This window comes from Metabacillus sp. KUDC1714, assembly GCF_014217835.1.
GTDB classification, from domain to species: Bacteria; Bacillota; Bacilli; order Bacillales; family Bacillaceae; genus Metabacillus; species Metabacillus rhizosphaerae.
On the sequence record NZ_CP055263.1, the window covers coordinates 4,390,842 to 4,409,257 of the forward strand.

An 18,416-nucleotide genomic window follows, 5' to 3' on the forward strand; every position below is an offset into this window, starting at 1 on the left:
GAATTTAAATATTAAGGAAATTCGTTAAAAGAAAAAATTATTTTGTTTGCAATCAATTGTCCGTTTGCAGTAGACATCCTTATTTACATTTTATAATAACGTGTTAAACTATTAATATGTAAGGGTTTTCAACAAAGGGGTGTTCATCTTGAACGGAAAAATGAAGGCGGTTGTTAAACATCATCGAGGATATGGTGCCCAAATACAAACAGTTGAGATTCCTCAAATAAATGAGGATGAGGTTTTAATTAAAGTGAAAGCAACATCAATTTGCGGGACTGATGTTCATATTTATAAGTGGGATGAATGGTCTGAGAGCAGAGTGAATCCACCATATGTTTTCGGGCATGAGTTTTCTGGAGAGGTGGTAGAAAAAGGCTCAAAGGTAAAGAATGTTGATTATGGTGATTCTGTATCAGCTGAAACTCATATTGTATGTGGAAAATGCTCACAATGTCTAACAGGAAAAGCGCATATATGTAAGTATACAAAAATTATTGGTGTTGATACACGAGGGTGCTTCGCAGAATATGTTGCCCTACCAGCAGCTAATCTTTGGAAAAATCCAAAAGAGATGTTATATGACGTTGCAGCTATCCAAGAACCGATGGGTAATGCTGTACACACTGTTTTATCAGGTGATGTCATCGGTAAAACGGTAGCAATTATCGGTTGTGGACCAATAGGATTGATGGCAGTTGGTGTAGCGAAAGCAGCAGGCGCAGCACAGGTCATTGCCCTTGATATAAATAATTATCGCTTAAATTTAGCGAAGCAAATGGGGGCAACAAGTGTTATCAATTCAAAAAATGAAGAGCCACTTCAAGCTGTTAAGCAGTTAACAAATGGAGATGGTGTTGACGTAGTTTGTGAAATGTCAGGACATCCAATTGCCATGAATCAAGGCTTTAGAATGGTCACTAATGGTGGCAGGGTGTCAATTTTGAGTTTACCAGTACGACCAGTTGAACTAGATGTGACAAATGACATTGTATTTAAAGGAATAACCGTGAAAGGGATAACAGGTAGAAAAATGTTTGAAACATGGCAGCAAGTATCTGCACTACTTCACTCGGGGCAAGTTAATGTAAAACCAATCATCACACATCATTTTTCACTTGAAGAATTTGAAAAAGGTTTTGAACTAATGATCGAAGGTAACTGTGGTAAGGTTGTATTATATCCTTAAAGGATCAAAACTTTGTTTATATTTTTACTAGTTTAATAGGAGGAATAAAAATGAAAGGCTTTGACTATTTGCAAGCTGAACTTAATGAAATGAAAAAACAGGGAACATTTCGAACGTTAATTCCATTAGAAAGTGATCAAGGTGCAAAGGTTGTCATCGATGGCAGGGAAGTCATTCAGCTTTCATCAAACAACTATTTAGGGCTAACTTCACATCCACGTTTACAAAAGGCTGCAATAGAAGCGATTGAGAAATTTGGTGCTGGTACTGGTTCTGTTCGGACAATTGCTGGAACATTAACAATGCATAAGGAATTAGAAGAAAAACTCGCGAAATTCAAGCATACTGAAGCTGCACTAGTGTTTCAGTCAGGCTTTACAACAAACCAAGGAGTCCTTTCTGCCATCTTAACAAATGAAGACGTTGTCATTTCTGATGCCTTTAACCATGCATCTATTATCGATGGAATTCGATTAACAAAAGCTGAAAGAAAAGTATATAACCATGTTGATATGAAAGATCTTGAAAGAGCACTTAAGGAATCAAATAACTTCAGAGTTCGGGTAATCGTGACTGATGGGGTGTTTTCAATGGATGGAAATATCGCACCGCTACCTGAAATCGTAGAATTAGCAGAAAAGTATGATGCGTTAGTGATGGTCGATGATGCACATGCTTCAGGGGTTTTAGGAGAAAATGGTCGTGGAACTGTTAATCACTTCGGTTTAGACGGACGTGTTCACATTCAAGTAGGGACATTAAGTAAAGCGATAGGTGTTTTAGGAGGTTATGTAGCAAGTTCGAAGACGCTTATTGACTACCTGATTCATAAAGGTCGACCGTTTTTATTTAGTACATCACATCCACCAGCTGTGACAGCAGCTTGTAGCGAGGCAATTAATGTGCTATTAGAAGAGTCTGAACTGATTGAACGGTTATGGGATAATACAAAGTTTTTTAAAATAGGACTAGAGCAACTAGGTTTTAACACAGGGAAAAGTGAAACACCAATCACTCCAGTCATAATTGGAGATGAAGCACTTTCACATCAATTTTCAGATAAATTACTAACATATGGAGTATTTGCACAAGGGATTGCATTTCCAACTGTTGCTAAAGGACTTGCACGTGTGAGAACAATAGTCACCGCAGAACATACAAAAGAAGAGCTTCAAGCTGCTTTAGACATTTTTGAGAAGGCAGGTAAAGAATTAAAGATAATTTAAAAAGATATTACTTTGACAGTACTGATACTTTTAGTGCTGTTATTTTTACGTATAAAAGCTGCTTTCAAAAAGAAAACTAATTATTCATTTTTTAGTCGTGCTATAAACATGAATTGCAACCAGCTTAGTAGGGGCATACTTATAAGAATTAAACCAGTTTTTGATTGGAGTGTACCTATGAAAGCTGTTACTTATCAAGGTCCTAATAATGTAAAAGTAAAAGAAGTTGAAGATGCAAAGTTGGAAAAAAGGGATGATGTAATTGTCAAAATTACATCAACAGCAATTTGTGGATCTGATTTACATTTATATCAAGGAAATATGCCATTACCTGAAGGTTATATAATTGGTCACGAGCCAATGGGGATTGTCGAAGAAGTAGGTCCAAATGTTACGAAGGTAAAAAAAGGCGACCGTGTTGTCGTGCCTTTTAATGTTTCATGTGGGGAATGTATTTATTGTCAGCATGATATGACAAGTCAATGTGATAATTCTAATCCACATTATGATTCCGGTGGATATTTTGGCTATACGGAAAAGTTTGGCAATCATCCTGGTGGACAAGCCGAGTATTTAAAGGTTCCTTTTGGGGATTTTACTCCTTTTCTCATTCCTGAAACTTGTGAATTGGAGGATGAATCACTTTTATTTTTATCAGATGTTCTGCCTACTGCATACTGGAGTATTGAGCATGGCGGAGTGAAAAAGGGTGATACTGTTATCGTTTTAGGGTGTGGACCAGTTGGTTTGATGACACAGAAATTTGCCTGGATGAAAGGGGCAAAACGTGTGATTGCCATCGACCACTTAGAATATCGACTTAATCATGCAAAAAAGATGAACAGCGTAGAAGTGTTCGACTTTACTGAATATCCTGATATGGGTGAACATTTAAAAGAGATTACTCATGGTGGAGCAGATATTGTAATTGATTGTGTAGGAATGGATGGTAAGAAATCACCGCTTGAATTTATTGAACAAAAATTAAAGCTACAGGGTGGAACACTCGGACCGATTCAAATTTCAACAAAAGCCGTAAGGAAATATGGGACTGTACAAATCACAGGTGTTTATGGTGCGAATTATAACAATTTTCCACTAGGTGCATTTTTCACTAGAAACATCACTTTAAAAATGGGCCAGGCTCCAGTTATTCCAATTATGCCAAAGTTATTTGACATGATCATGAATAAAGAATTTGACCCTAAGGAAATTATCACTCACAAAATTGCTCTAGATGAAGCGGACCATGCTTATAAACTATTTAATGACCACCAGGATAATTGTATTAAAGTTATTTTAAAACCTTAACATTTAACACTTGGACGATCACTCCTCACATATAATTACAAATAATACAAAAAGGGAGTGGGTTCGTTGGCTGTTGTAAAAGCAACTGAAGCTGATGTGAAATTGTTAGCTCGCTTAATGAGAGCAGAAGCAGAAGGTGATGGGCAATTAGGGATGCTAATGGTCGGAAATGTAGGCGTCAACAGAACACGATCTGGGTGCTTAGACTTTAAAGAAATAAATACGATTAGAAGAATGGTTTTTCAACGTCCAGGTGGGTTCGAAGCGACGATAAAAGGATATTTTTATCAAGGTGCAAGAGAACTTGATATAAGACTCGCCCGTAGAGTTATTAATGGCGAACGTTTCCACCCAGCAAGTTACTCATTATGGTTTTTTAAACCATCAGGTGCCTGTCCAGCTCAATGGTATAACCAATGGAACTCAGGAAGGTTCAAGGCTCACTGCTTTTACAAACCAACAGAATCCTCATGTCCGGACGTATATAATACATTTTAAATTCTTTATGAAACATCACATAGTTTTGTGGTGCTTTTTCTTGTCTTAATAGGTAAAATGGGGAAAGGTGTATTTCATCAGAATTTATTTTATGGGAATAATTGTATATAAAACATATGATATTTCAATAGGAATTAAATGAAGTCATGTTTTCAACTATTAAACTTTGTTTTCTTACATTTTTCATCTAAAGAAAAATACTGTAAACTAAAAGTAGATTCCAGGGAAAATAGAATGAATTAAAGTGTATGGGTGATTAAAACAATGAAGGTAATAATTGCAGAAAAACCCGATCAAGCTTCAACCCTGTGTGCGCAATTTCAGAGAGTGAAAAGAGATGGCTATTTCGAAGTGAAGCCGAATGAACTCTTTCCAAATGGTGCCTATTGTACGTGGGCAATTGGCCATTTAACTCAATTAAGTGCACCTGAAGCTTATAAGTCGGAGTGGAAAAAATGGTCATTAACGATGTTGCCGATCATTCCTGAAAAGTTTAAATATGAAGTTACAAAGTCAAAAGCAAAACAATTTAATATTGTCAAACAACTTTTAAAAAATCCAGCAGTTAATGAAATTATCCACGCTGGAGATGCTGGTCGTGAAGGTGAGCTTATCATACGTAATATCATTCACCTATCAGGTATAAGGAAGCCTTTAAAAAGATTATGGATTTCATCACTAACTCCTGCTTCTATCTATGAAGGATTTCGCCAATTACTTGATGATGAAAAAACGAAAAACCTATATTTTGAAGCTTATTCTCGTGCTTGTGCAGATTGGTTAGTAGGGATGAATGCTTCAAGGGTGTATTCGCTTTTATTAAAAGAAAAAGGGATCAATGACGTTTTTTCAGCTGGTAGAGTTCAAACACCAACACTCGCATTAATCGTTAAAAGAGAAAAGGAAATTGATGCATTTAAGTCTGAGCCATTTTGGGAAATTGTTGCAACGTTCCAAATAAACGGGAAGAAATATCAAGGGAAATGGCAAAAGGATCAACAAACAAGAATAATGGATGTTGAGCTTGCAAACAGAATGGCCGCATTTTGTAAAGATAAACCAGCTGAAATAAAAGAACTAATAACCGAGCGCAAGGAATATCAGCCACCGCTTCTTTTCAACTTGTCATCACTTCAAGCAACAGCAAATAAGGCATTTAAATTTTCACCAAAAAAGACGTTAGACATCGTTCAATCACTCTATCAAAAAGGAATTGTTTCTTATCCTCGTAGTGATTCAGCCTATGTAACAAAAGGGGAAGCAGAGCTGTTTCCTGAAATTTTAAAGAAATTAAGTGCCTTTGATGACTTTAAGGATTTGTTTCCGTTACCAAAGCCTTCGATCATAAATAATTCTCGATACGTAAATGAAAAAAAGGTAACAGATCACTATGCAATCATCCCAACTGAACAGGTAAAGGATCCAAAAAGATTATCTGCTGACGAACAAAAAATGTATGACATGATTGTTAGAAGGTTAATTGCCGCCCACTATGAAAGTGCGATTTTTGATTACTCAACATTAACTACCCTTGTTGATGGCCGTGCAGAATTTATTACCAAGGGAAAACAACAAATTCAAGAAGGCTGGCGCAAAGTCATATTTCAAGCTGACAAAGAAAAAGATCAACTACTCCCTAATGTTTCGAAAGGTGATTCTGGACATGTTCATAAGGTTGAAGCAAAGGAAGGAAAAACTCAGCCGCCAAAGCGATATACGGAAGGTCAGTTAATAACTTTAATGAAAACGGCAGGGAAATATTTAGATAATGATGAATTAGAAAAGGTCTTAAGCAAAGTAGAAGGGTTAGGTACCGAAGCGACGAGAGCAGGTATTATCACAATGCTGAAGGACCGAAAGTACATTGATATTAAAAAGAACCAAGTGTATGCGACAGATAAAGGAAAAGTGCTAATTGCAGCAATTGGTGATCACATTTTAGCTTCACCAGAAATGACAGCAAAATGGGAGCAACGCCTTTCAGAAATAGGTGAAGGACAAGCATCACCATCTTTATTTATGGAACAAACAAAAAAGCTGTCTACAAAAATAGTATCTGACGCAATAACAGTTGCACCTAATTGGAGCTTCGAAGGATTAAAAGTAGACTCAATCCAGCGAACATCTTCCCGATACACAATAGGCAAAAAGGTTGGAAAATGTAAGCTGTGTGATGGTGATATAGTCGATAAAGGTGAATTTTATGGATGTGCAAACTACAAAACAATCAAATGTACCTTCACTATTTCGAAAAAAATATTAGGAAAAAAAATCTCTCAGACTAATATTCAAAAGCTATTAAATGAAGGTAACTCTAACTTAATTAAGGGATTTAAAAAGGGAGAAAAAACGTTTGATGCGAAATTAGAGTGGAAAGAAGGCAAAATTCAATTTCTTTTTGAAGGAAGTCCATCCAAAAACTAGATTCGCATTTTATTGAAAAATCATGTACAATTTTCAACAGTATGGTTAAATAATTGTGATATACAACAATAAGCGATATACTATTAAGTTGTATGTTTCTATAATATTATTTAAATAAAGGCTCGCATCTATTCTAAGAGGTTGTTGCTTTTAAAACAAAAACTATATTAGGTTTATTGGAACGGATTGCGAGACTCCTGCTTAGAGTAGCGGGACAGGTGAGGCTCATACAGGCGTTTACGCGCCTAAGGCTTACCGCTCGCCCTGCGGAAAGCGAGCATCTTTTGCTCCAATCAACCACATCGAATTACTTGGTAAATAGCAACAAAGTTTGGCGAGTCAACCTAAATAAATGAGATAAAAGATCAATACAACGTTTAAATGACCTTAGTTTATGTCCAATAAGTTTCACTTTTAGGATATTAAATTAATTGTTACAAAGTTAGAAACTTACTAACAAGTTTTTAAAAGGGTAGTTTGAAAGGAGAATCACACGATGAATGAACAGCAACGTAAGGAAAGTACTCAAGTAACTCCAACGGACAAAAAATCCGAAAAGGACTACAGCCAGTATTTCCAAGCAGTGTATATGCCTCCTTCATTAAAGGAAGCGAAAAAGCGCGGGAAAGAAGAAGTAAAGTATGATGGCTTCTCGATTCCAGAAGAATTTCGAGGAATGGGACATGGTAAGAAGTTTTATATTCGCACATACGGATGTCAAATGAATGAACATGATACTGAGGTAATGGCTGGTATTTTCATGGCACTAGGCTATGAACCAACAGATGGTGTTGAAGATGCGAATGTAATCCTGTTAAACACTTGTGCAATTCGTGAAAACGCAGAAAACAAAGTGTTCGGAGAACTTGGTCACTTTAAAACATTAAAAAAGAAAAGACCGGATTTATTATTAGGGGTTTGTGGTTGTATGTCACAGGAAGAATCTGTTGTAAACCGTATTTTAAAGGTTCATCCGTTTGTTGACATGATTTTTGGTACACATAATATCCACCGTTTGCCTAACATTCTAAATGAAGCATATCTTTCTAAAGAAATGGTTGTAGAAGTATGGTCTAAAGAAGGGGACGTAATAGAAAACCTTCCAAAAGTCCGTAAAGGGAATATTAAGGCATGGGTAAACATTATGTATGGTTGTGATAAATTCTGTACGTACTGTATCGTACCATACACACGAGGTAAAGAGCGTAGCCGTCGTCCTGAAGAAATTATCCAAGAGGTCCGTCATCTAGCTGCACAGGGCTATAAAGAAGTAACCCTTCTTGGGCAAAACGTTAATGCTTACGGTAAGGATTTTGAAGACATTAATTATGGTTTAGGCGATCTAATGGATGAAATTTCTAAAATTGATATTCCTAGACTACGCTTTACTACAAGCCATCCGCGTGATTTTGATGATCACTTAATCGAAGTTTTAGCAAAGGGTGGAAATCTGTTAGATCATATTCACTTACCAGTACAATCTGGAAGCACGGATATTCTGAAAATAATGGCACGTAAATATAGTCGTGAACATTATTTAGAACTAGTTCGTAAAATTAAGGAAGCAATGCCAAATGCATCCCTTACAACGGATATCATTGTAGGCTTCCCAAATGAAACAGATGAGCAATTTGAAGAAACGTTATCTCTATACCGTGAAGTAGAATTTGATAGTGCCTATACGTTTATCTATTCACCTCGTGAAGGTACTCCGGCTGCTAAAATGCAGGATAATGTACCTGATGAAGTTAAAAAGGAACGTCTTCAACGTTTAAATGCTCTTGTAAATGAAATATCTGCAAAGAAATTAAAAGAATACGAAGGCAAGATTGTAAATGTTCTTGTTGAAGGCGAAAGTAAAAAGAACCCTGATGTTTTAGCAGGTTACACGGAAAAAAGTAAGCTAGTAAACTTCAGAGCACCTAAATCTGTTATTGGGCAAATTATAAAGGTGAAAATTACGAAAGCAAAAACATGGACGCTTGATGGAGAAATGATAGAAGAAGCGGTTGAGGTGAAATAAGATGACATTATATACAAAAGACGATATTGTAGCAAAAGCTCGTGAGTTAGCACAAATGATTTCTGAATCAAATGAGGTTGATTTCTTTAAACGTGCTGAGGCACAAATCAACGAAAATCAAAAAGTACGGGAAATGATTGCAAGTATTAAAAGTCTTCAAAAACAAGCTGTTAACTTTCAACATTATGGGAAACATGAAGCATTGAAACAAGTTGAAGCAAAAATTGATAAAATTCAAAATGAATTGGATGAAATTCCAATTATTCAAGAATTCCAAGAATCACAAATAGAAGTAAATGACTTACTTCAATTAGTTTCACATACAATTTCAAACAAAGTTACGAATGAAATTATTACGTCAACAGGTGGAGATCTTTTAGCAGGAGAAACAGGATCTAAAGTTAAAAATTCATCTGGTGGTAGCTGTTCATAAAAATGCATATGATACAAAGTAAAGAGAGGTGGGTTAACCCATCTCTCTTTACTTTGTATTTTTTTAGTTGTTTTCTATTATTGCTCAATCAATATGCAATTGTGGTTCTTTCTCACACCTTAATAGCTTGCAAGTAAGTTTTATTTTTCTTTCCAAAAAAGATTAGGCTTAAGTATTTTTAGATAATCATGCACCTTTTTTCTTTTTTAGGCACATATTTATCACCCTCAGCATACAATGAACTATAGGTTTCATGTATTGGCGTAACATGTCATCATTTCAGTCAATTATTTTGGCACAATCATTACTAGCCTAGCATAGGATTAAAAGAAGATTCATTGAGGAGGGTATGCTCGAATGTCTGAATACAGAGAAATAATTACAAAAGCAGTTGTTGCGAAAGGACGCAAATTTTCACAATGTACACATACGATTTCACCATCGCAAAAACCTGCGAGCATTTTAGGTGGCTGGATTATTAACCATAATTATGATGCTCAAAAGAATGGTAAAACAGTTGAAGTAGAGGGTACTTACGATATTAACGTTTGGTATTCTTACAATGAAAACACAAAAACAGAGGTTGTAACCGAACGCGTAGAATATGTAGATGTTATAAAGTTAAGATATAAAGATGATAACTTTATTGATGATGAGCATGAAGTAATCTGTAAAGTATTACAACAACCAAACTGCTTAGAAGTAACGATTTCACCAAATGGAAACAAAATAATCGTTCAAGCAGAACGTGAGCATCTGGCAGAAGTAATTGGGGAAACGAAAGTGTGTGTACATGTAAATCCCCATGGCTGTGATGATGACGAAGAGTGGGAAGAAGAGCTAGATGATGAATTTGAAGATTTAAATCCAGAATTTCTAGTTGGAGATGTAGAGGAATAACTAGGAGGAATTGTCCTCCTAGTTTTCTTTATTTCCTCAAAATCTATATTCAGTTGTTTTGTCGGACAAGTTTTTCTGATGCACTACCTTGGTTGTTTAATCCCCATTGCTATTTTCACTGTCCTCCAGATAGCTCTTTCCACGTACACCGCATTATTAAAGAAGTTTCGCGAGATTCCTATGTTTCCCTTTTGTTAAAATCACAAGAATATGTCGATATATGTTATAATAAACAGTGATTTTTAAAGAACGTTATGGTGATATTGGAGGATAAACATGGCTACTTACACGCCGATGATACAGCAATATTTAAAGGTTAAGGCAGACTATCAAGATGCCTTTTTATTTTTTCGTTTAGGTGATTTTTATGAAATGTTTTTCCAGGATGCGATTAAAGCTTCACAGGAACTAGAAATTACTTTAACAAGTCGCGATGGTGGGGGAGAAGAGCGGATCCCAATGTGTGGAGTTCCATATCATGCTGCACCTTCGTATATTGAACAGTTAATCTTAAAAGGTCATAAAGTTGCAATCTGTGAGCAAACAGAGGATCCTAAGCAAGCAAAAGGTGTTGTGAGAAGAGAGGTTGTTCAGCTTATTACACCTGGTACGGTGATGGATGGAAAAGGGCTTCATGATAAAGAAAATAACTATATAGCCTCTATTACAGCCTTTGATACACAGATTGGACTGGCGCTAAGTGATTTAACAACTGGTGAAAATCTTGTAGCCATTTGCTCGAACTTTGATGAGCTTTTAAACGAAATCTATTCAGTAGGAGCAAAGGAAGTTGTCATCTCAAGAGACTTTCCTGATGAATGGAAAAAACAACTGATTGATCGCTGTCAAGCAACATTATCGTATGAAGCAGAGACAACAATTTCTTCTGATTTTGAGGGGATTCTTAGGGAACTACATGATGAGCGACTTACCTGCACATTTGGAAGACTGTTAACCTATCTACAACGTACGCAAAAGCGTAGTCTTGATCATCTACAAAAGGTAAAGGTTTATTATCTACAAGATTCAATGAAAATTGACCTTTATTCAAAACGGAACTTAGAGTTAACCGAAACAATACGTTCCAAAGGGAAAAAAGGATCATTACTTTGGCTCCTGGATGAAACGAAAACAGCAATGGGCGGAAGATTACTTAAACAGTGGGTGGATAAGCCTCTTGTTGATCGCACAAAAATTGAAGCTCGGCTTACTATGGTTGAAACATTTATTGCAAACTACTTTGAACGCGAAGATTTGAGAACTTTACTTAAAGAGATATATGACTTAGAAAGGCTAGCGGGCAGAGTCGCTTTTGGAAATGTGAATGCTCGAGATTTAGTTCAATTAAAAAAGTCACTCCAACAGGTTCCAGCTATTGAAGAGCTATGCAGGTCCTTACAAAACGATGTCTATCTATCAGAACGCTTAGATTCTTGTGAGGACTTAAGCAATCTATTAGAGGAAGCTATAGTTGAAAACCCTCCTCTTTCTATTAAGGAAGGGAATATTATGAAGGACGGCTTTCATACTCAGCTTGACCAATACCGTGATGCAAGTCGGAACGGAAAAACATGGATTGCTCAACTCGAGCAACAAGAGCGTCAAAAAACAGGAATTAAATCACTGAAAATCGGCTATAATCGAGTGTTTGGCTATTATATTGAAGTAACGAGAGCAAATCTTCATTTATTACAGGAAGGTGTGTATGAGCGCAAGCAGACCTTAACAAATGCTGAACGCTTTATTACTCCTGAATTAAAGGAAAAAGAGACGCTAATATTAGAAGCGGAAGAAAAGATTGTTGAACTTGAGTACCAGTTATTTGTTGATTTACGAGAACAGGTGAAACAATATATTCCTAGATTACAGGTGTTAGCGAAGCGATTAAGTGAGTTAGATGTCCTTCAATGTTTTGCGACAGTTAGTGAAAACCGTCATTATTGTAAGCCAATATTTTCAAAAACAACTGAGCTCTTCATAAAGGACGGACGCCATCCAGTTGTCGAAAAAGTGATGGATTCACAGGAATATGTGCCAAATGATTGTTATTTAAATGCAGATCGTCAAATGCTACTTATTACTGGTCCAAATATGTCAGGGAAAAGCACATATATGCGTCAAGTTGCCTTAACAGCAATATTAGCGCAAATTGGTTGTTATGTTCCTGCTTCAGAGGCAGTACTACCAATTTTTGATCAAATATTCACTAGAATTGGTGCTGCAGATGATTTAATTTCTGGACAAAGTACATTTATGGTGGAAATGCTTGAAGCTAAAAATGCAATCGCAAATGCTACTTCACAAAGTTTAATCCTTTTCGATGAAATTGGAAGAGGAACATCAACTTATGACGGAATGGCACTTGCCCAAGCTATTATTGAACATATACATGAACAAATTGGGGCAAAAACATTATTTTCAACGCACTATCATGAGTTAACGATCCTTGATGGGCAATTAAGCTCATTAAATAATATCCATGTTAAGGCAATTGAAGAGAATGGCAAAGTAGTATTCCTTCACAAAATTGAAGAAGGTCCCGCTGATAAAAGCTATGGTATTCATGTAGCCGAATTAGCTGACCTTCCAAAATCGTTAATAAAGCGAGCTAAGGAAATTTTATCAGAATTAGAAGCAGACAAATTATTGACAGAAACAGTTGAAAAGAAAACGGTTGTGAAAGAAGATCTGTTGACTGACTCGCAACTTTCTTTATTTGCTGAAGAAAATCCAGTACCCAAAAAAGCTCCTACTCTATCAAAAAAAGAACAAGCTGTCATAGAACTATTAAAGTCTATGAATCTGTTAGAAATGACACCACTCGATGCAATGAATGAATTGTATCAACTACAGAAAAAAATAAAATAAAGTCCCACATCTGACCTCATACCTCTTGAGGGTTAAATGAACAGACTTTGTATAAAAAAGTTATGAAACTAACAAAATGAAAAGGGCGGTGAGATTCTTGGGAAAGATTATTCGCCTCGATGACCAGCTATCAAATAAAATTGCCGCAGGTGAGGTTGTTGAACGACCAGCTTCGGTTGTAAAAGAACTATTAGAGAATGCGATTGATGCTAATAGCACGATTGTAGAAATTGAGATTGAAGAAGCGGGCTTAGGTAAAATAAGAATTCTTGATAATGGTGATGGAATTGAACAAGATGATTGCCTAAATGCTTTTCATCGTCATGCCACAAGTAAGATTAAAGATGAAAATGACCTCTTTCGAATTAGAACATTGGGGTTTAGAGGTGAGGCTTTACCTAGTATCGCCTCTGTATCAATGCTTGATATGAAAACGAGCACTGGTAGTGGTGCGGGAACAAACCTCGTTTTAACCGGTGGGAAAATGGAGAAACATGAATCAACCGCAAGCCGAAAAGGCACGGACATTACGGTTAGAAATTTATTTTTTAATACACCAGCACGCTTGAAATATATGAAAACCGTTCATACAGAGCTAGGTAACATCACAGACATTGTGAATCGTATAGCCCTTGCTCATCCACATGTATCAATTCGTCTCGTTCATAATGGCAAAAAGCTCTTACACACAAATGGAAATGGTGATGTACGACAAGTATTGGCCGCGATTTATGGTATGTCGATTGCTAAAAAAATGAAAAAGATATCGTTAGAGTCACTTGATTTCGAAGTAAATGGTTATGTGGCACTTCCAGAAATAACAAGAGCATCTCGAAACTATATCTCGACCATTATTAATGGGCGTTTTATTAAAAACTACCCACTAGTAAAAGCCATTCAACAAGGCTATCACACATTGTTACCGATTGGTCGTTTTCCAATTGTTTTTTTAGAAATAAGAATGGATCCAATCCTTGTTGATGTCAATGTTCATCCATCAAAGCTAGAGGTCAGATTAAGTAAAGAAGCTGAACTAAATGAACTAATAACTAAAGGGATTCGCGATGTATTTAGACAGCAACAGCTCATTCCATCTGTTGAAACACCTAAGGCACAAAGAGTAAAAACAACCGATGAACAGCAACATTTTACTTTTGATCACTCATCAGAAATTTCATCTCAACAACAAAAATCGATTAATCCTTTTCATCATTCGACTGTTGTAAAAGAAAATCCATTTGAAACAATAGCTCAAATACCTGTAACTAGTGAGGTGAAGGCTACAGAAAATGAAATGGAAGTGGATCCTTTCGAAGTAGAACAAGAAGAATCGTCACAACAATGGGAACAACCGTTTGAAGATGAAGAATTAGTCGAGGATGAATCATCTAGTAAAGAAGAGGTAAAAGAAACTATTTTCTTAAGTGAGCGGGTTCCACCATTGTATCCAATCGGACAAATGCACGGAACCTACATTTTAGCCCAAAATGAACGTGGCCTCTTTATCATTGATCAACACGCTGCCCAAGAACGAATTAAATATGAATTTTATCGTGAAAAGGTTGGAGAAATTCATTCAGAGGTTCAAGAGCTATTAGTACCATTAACTTTTGAATATTCAAATGATGAAACAATGATCATCGAAGCACACATTGACACTCTCGCCAAGGTTGGTATTTTCCTAGAACCATTTGGTCGAAATAGCTACATTGTCAGATCACACCCACAATGGTTCCCAAGGGGCGATGAAGCGACAACAATTGAAGAGATTATTCAACAAGTACTTGAAGAGAAAAAAATTGATATTAAAAAACTTCGCGAAGAGGCAGCCATTATGATGAGCTGTAAAGCTTCGATTAAGGCAAACCATCATTTACGTAACGATGAAATCTTTGCTTTACTTGAGACATTAAGAAAAACGTCTGATCCATTTACTTGTCCGCATGGACGACCGATTATTGTTCATTACTCAACTTATGAGATGGAGAAGATGTTTAAACGAGTTATGTAATAGGACAAATTTTCGCAGTAGTGTGTATAAGTGTGTTTTGATATTTAGAGAAAAAGAAGAATAATTTCTTAAGTCGACATTAATTTGTTGGCTTTTTTCTTGTTTATTTTATGTCGAAATTGAAAGTATGAGTGTTAAAAAGTGCTGATAAACCCTTATATATCAGTATTTGTGTCAATGCGATGTATGAGGAGAAGTTTCCGCATTAATTGTTATAAGATTACGTTAGTTTACCAGTATCATATTTTCTAACCAAATAGGTCCATGTCCATTTCAGACCTAAACTAAAATTCATAACCTAATAGTAACAGGAGGGAATGAATTTATGGCGATTAATGATGAATCGGTTTGTCAACAGTTTGCAGGAATTATCGGTGGCCAAGAGGGATTCGCCGGTGGAAAATGCGTAGCAACAATAAATCGAGATGATATAAATGCTACAATCTTGGGAAAGCGTTTTAGAGTAACAACTTCTTTCTCATACGAATCAAGAGATAATTCTGGAAGAGCCTTGTGTCTAGGCAGGATAGCACTCTTGGAAAAAGAAGTAGGTGGATTTGTTGCTGCAATTCTTAATCAAGGAATAAAAGTTTCGTCGGTACACAACGAGTGGTTGTTTGATAATCCGAATTTGATTTACGTTAATATTGAAGACGTTGATGATCCACTAATTTTTGCAAGAAAGGTCAGAAGAGCGTTAAGAAACTAACTGAGGTCTTTAGTTGTAAAGTGTAGAAAAGAGTGATGTTCAAAATAGCAAATTCCTTATTGCTTAAAGTTTGCATAACGTGTTAAAGCCTGGAAATAATAAGCAAGAATGAAATATCGTTCTAGGGAGACCATTATGCAACAACAAAAAATAAGTGCACTTCAACTCTTTTATGTCATAGTGGGATTCGAAATTGGAACCGCGATCATTTTGGCAATAGGGGCTGGAGCAAAGCAGGATGCATGGTTGGCAATTCTGATTAGTATGTTAAGTGGTCTGTTTCTAATAGGTGTTTTTACACAATTATCACTTTATTATCCGAATGATACATTATTTTCAATGCTACCAAAAATCATTGGAAAGTACCTTTCTTATCCAATTATATTAATTTATATTTTTTACTTTATCTATTTAGCAGCAACGGTTTGTCGTGATTTCGGGGATTTAATTTCTTCTACATTGTTAGTTGAAACCCCAACATTCGTAGTGATTAGTAGCTTTATGGTGTTAGTGATCTATTGTCTTCGTGGTGGAGTTGTGACATTTGTAAGAATGGGAGAAATGGTATTTCCACTATACATTATATCTTTGATTATTCTTTGGATATTATTATTAAGTGTGGAAGATTTTAATCTAAATAATCTTACTCCTATAATGGGGAATGGATTAAGGCCAATTTTGAAAGAGGTATATCCTGGTATTATAAACTTTCCTTTTGGAGAAACGATTATCATTATGATGTTTATTCCTTATTTAAATAACAAACAAATAATTAGAAAGCTAGGGATGATTGTAATTTTAGTCGGTGGGTTAATACTTACAATTAATACAATTTTGGTTTTATCTGTCTTAGGTCCGGAAATTTATGGTGAAAAATCTTTCCCTTTAATAATAGCTACTAAAATGGTTTCTATTGCAGATTTCCTTGAACGATTTGATGCATTGGTTATTTTAATGATGGTATCAGGGGTATTTTTTAAAGTTGGCGGTTGTATATTTGGCGCTGCTGTTGCAATCTCCCAATTAGTTAAGTTAAATCATACTAAATCGGTAATACTCGGTTTGGGAACCATTATTTCTCCATTATCATTATTAATTGCAACGAATTTTGTTGAATATTTGAAAATTGCCTATAGTTATTTTATTCCCTATCTTTTCGTGCCACTACAAATAATCGTACCAATAATACTGCTATGTATTGCATTTATCCGTAAAAAATTAAACCTTGGTAATTCGTCTACCTGAAGTTCAATTTATTATTGAAGATTATGTTGATAAAGGGATTGGCATGTTTATAGAAGAAAAATCCAACGATGAAACAGAACGAATTTTCGTAAATTTGGATTAATTAAACGAGTTATGTAATAAAACCAGTATTTATATTTTAAAAATCTAAGGGGATGACTGAAAAGGGTCTGACCCCACACAACAATACCGATATATAGCACTTTCATTTCCATTAAGGGCTATATATTGTATTTGTGGGGTCTGACCTTTTGGTTTTGAGTCAGCCTCTTTTTTGATTTTACAAAATTATAAGTTCGAGTTATTTGGATAACACTTTAACATCTAACTTCTGCGCTAGAGCAGAAGTGAACTTCAAACTCATCCTTACGCTAAGTTTACATCGAATCTCTTACGATCTTTATGTTTCCTTTGCCGCAAATTAACGGCCAGTAAATGATAACTTGCCCATAAAGGTCCGATAAGTCTCACTTTATCTCATACTTAGGGCTCCAGACCATACGTACCTAAACGGGCGTTTGTTCTTTTGTATTATTTAACCGCCAATCTCATCCGATAGCTAAATAGTACGTCACAACTTTCACCTGCAAATGACTCCTTCACTTGATCTTTAAAATCATTAACTGCTTCATGCAAGTCATCGGCACCTAGTTGTATCGCAGTTTGTAATCCTCCATTGCTAAAAGCAATATTTGCATATCGTGTTGCATCACATTTTTCCCAATGATGGAAGACAATTTCCTTTGAAAAACGAAATAGGTTTGACTCACGAATTTTCTGTAGATGCTCAGACTTTTTCCATCTGTAAGGTTGTTCGTCCTTTTCAGTCAACTGCATTAATTTCTTATTGACGAGCGATATCAGTTGTTTGTATTGTTCCTCGATTAACCAGTCAAAGGTAGGTGGCCAGTCACAATCGTATGCAGCGAATACTCCTCCACCACGAAGGACACGGGAAAATTCTTGTAATGTACTGTGTGGATCCATCCAATGAAAGGATTGCGAGCATGTCACGACGTCAACAGATTCTGTTGGTAAATCTAATTGATGTGAAAAGCCTTTTATAAATTGTATGTTCGACGGCTCATCAAACTCTTGCAATTTTGCAAGTGCCACATTTCTCATGTCATTATTTGGCTCGAACCCAATAATGGAGTTAGCTTCATTTACCCATAAAAATGTAGAAAGACCAGTGCCACAGCCCACATCTATAACAGTTTGAGGTTGTCTTCGTAAGTATTTTTTAACGATCTCTATAATATCTTGAGGTGGTATAGGACGATTTTTATCATATAGTGTCCCAAATCCCTGAAATCGCTTCACATTATTTCGTATATGTTCATTCACTAAACCATCAACCCTATCTAATATTTTCTTTTTAGAAACTAAAATTCAATAACGGTGGAGTATCGTTAATATATTCTTTATTCATCTCTCTAAACCTTCTCAAACTGACTGGTTTGTAAATGCTTCCTTTCTTTGGAGAACCAAATACGAATTATTGAATACTATAACAAAAAGGGAAAGGAACATCCTTATGCTTATACTACTGATTTATATGATGATTGGCGTAGTGTAT

At 35.8% G+C, this 18,416-nt stretch carries 13 protein-coding genes; 12 read left to right on the forward strand and 1 reads right to left on the reverse strand.

Translation table 11 applies throughout. The features are described from left to right. The first annotated feature begins 148 nt into the window (after window positions 1–148). The 12 genes from tdh to HUW50_RS20250 all read left to right on the forward strand — a co-directional run bounded on the left by tdh (window position 149) and on the right by HUW50_RS20250 (window position 16,837). Window positions 149–1,189 carry an L-threonine 3-dehydrogenase gene (gene tdh / locus HUW50_RS20195; protein WP_185653154.1) on the forward strand — a complete coding sequence of 347 codons (1,041 nt, stop codon included), beginning with the start codon at window positions 149–151 and terminating at the stop codon, window positions 1,187–1,189. Window positions 1,190–1,239: 50 nt separating this feature from the next. Continuing rightward, a complete protein-coding gene (locus tag HUW50_RS20200) occupies window positions 1,240–2,415 on the forward strand; it encodes a glycine C-acetyltransferase (protein WP_066337561.1) in 1,176 nt (391 codons plus the stop codon). A gap of 177 nt (window positions 2,416–2,592) precedes the next feature. Then, window positions 2,593–3,726, forward strand: coding sequence for a zinc-dependent alcohol dehydrogenase (locus HUW50_RS20205; RefSeq protein ID WP_185653155.1), 1,134 nt, complete (start codon window positions 2,593–2,595; stop codon window positions 3,724–3,726). Window positions 3,727–3,792: 66 nt separating this feature from the next. Then, complete coding sequence (locus tag HUW50_RS20210) at window positions 3,793–4,224, forward strand: cell wall hydrolase (protein ID WP_066337552.1); 432 nt, start codon at window positions 3,793–3,795, stop codon at window positions 4,222–4,224. Between the two features lie 264 nt (window positions 4,225–4,488). Then, a complete protein-coding gene (locus HUW50_RS20215; protein ID WP_066337550.1) occupies window positions 4,489–6,648 on the forward strand; it encodes a DNA topoisomerase III in 2,160 nt (719 codons plus the stop codon). 496 nt (window positions 6,649–7,144) lie between these two features. Further along, the gene (miaB, locus tag HUW50_RS20220; protein ID WP_066337548.1) at window positions 7,145–8,671 is read left to right on the forward strand and encodes a tRNA (N6-isopentenyl adenosine(37)-C2)-methylthiotransferase MiaB; all 1,527 of its coding nucleotides are present in this window, start codon (window positions 7,145–7,147) and stop codon (window positions 8,669–8,671) included. A gap of 1 nt (window position 8,672) precedes the next feature. Beyond that, window positions 8,673–9,104 carry a regulatory iron-sulfur-containing complex subunit RicA gene (locus HUW50_RS20225; protein ID WP_066337542.1) on the forward strand — a complete coding sequence of 144 codons (432 nt, stop codon included), beginning with the start codon at window positions 8,673–8,675 and terminating at the stop codon, window positions 9,102–9,104. A gap of 357 nt (window positions 9,105–9,461) precedes the next feature. Then, the gene (gene cotE / locus HUW50_RS20230; protein WP_066337541.1) at window positions 9,462–10,004 is read left to right on the forward strand and encodes an outer spore coat protein CotE; all 543 of its coding nucleotides are present in this window, start codon (window positions 9,462–9,464) and stop codon (window positions 10,002–10,004) included. Between the two features lie 276 nt (window positions 10,005–10,280). Then, window positions 10,281–12,872 (forward strand): DNA mismatch repair protein MutS, encoded by a 2,592-nt coding sequence (gene mutS / locus HUW50_RS20235; protein ID WP_185653156.1) that lies wholly within the window; start codon window positions 10,281–10,283, stop codon window positions 12,870–12,872. A gap of 97 nt (window positions 12,873–12,969) precedes the next feature. Further along, window positions 12,970–14,883: a DNA mismatch repair endonuclease MutL gene (gene mutL / locus HUW50_RS20240; protein WP_066337532.1), complete on the forward strand. Its 1,914-nt coding sequence runs from the start codon at window positions 12,970–12,972 to the stop codon at window positions 14,881–14,883. 325 nt (window positions 14,884–15,208) lie between these two features. Beyond that, window positions 15,209–15,592 (forward strand): DUF1259 domain-containing protein, encoded by a 384-nt coding sequence (locus HUW50_RS20245; RefSeq protein WP_066337528.1) that lies wholly within the window; start codon window positions 15,209–15,211, stop codon window positions 15,590–15,592. A gap of 135 nt (window positions 15,593–15,727) precedes the next feature. Then, window positions 15,728–16,837 carry a GerAB/ArcD/ProY family transporter gene (locus HUW50_RS20250; protein WP_185653157.1) on the forward strand — a complete coding sequence of 370 codons (1,110 nt, stop codon included), beginning with the start codon at window positions 15,728–15,730 and terminating at the stop codon, window positions 16,835–16,837. Window positions 16,838–17,368: 531 nt separating this feature from the next. On the opposite strand, the gene HUW50_RS20255 is transcribed toward HUW50_RS20250, so the two are convergent. Beyond that, window positions 17,369–18,184, reverse strand: a complete 816-nt coding sequence (locus HUW50_RS20255) for a class I SAM-dependent methyltransferase (RefSeq protein WP_066337525.1) — start codon at window positions 18,182–18,184, stop codon at window positions 17,369–17,371. Between the last annotated feature and the right edge of the window lie 232 nt (window positions 18,185–18,416).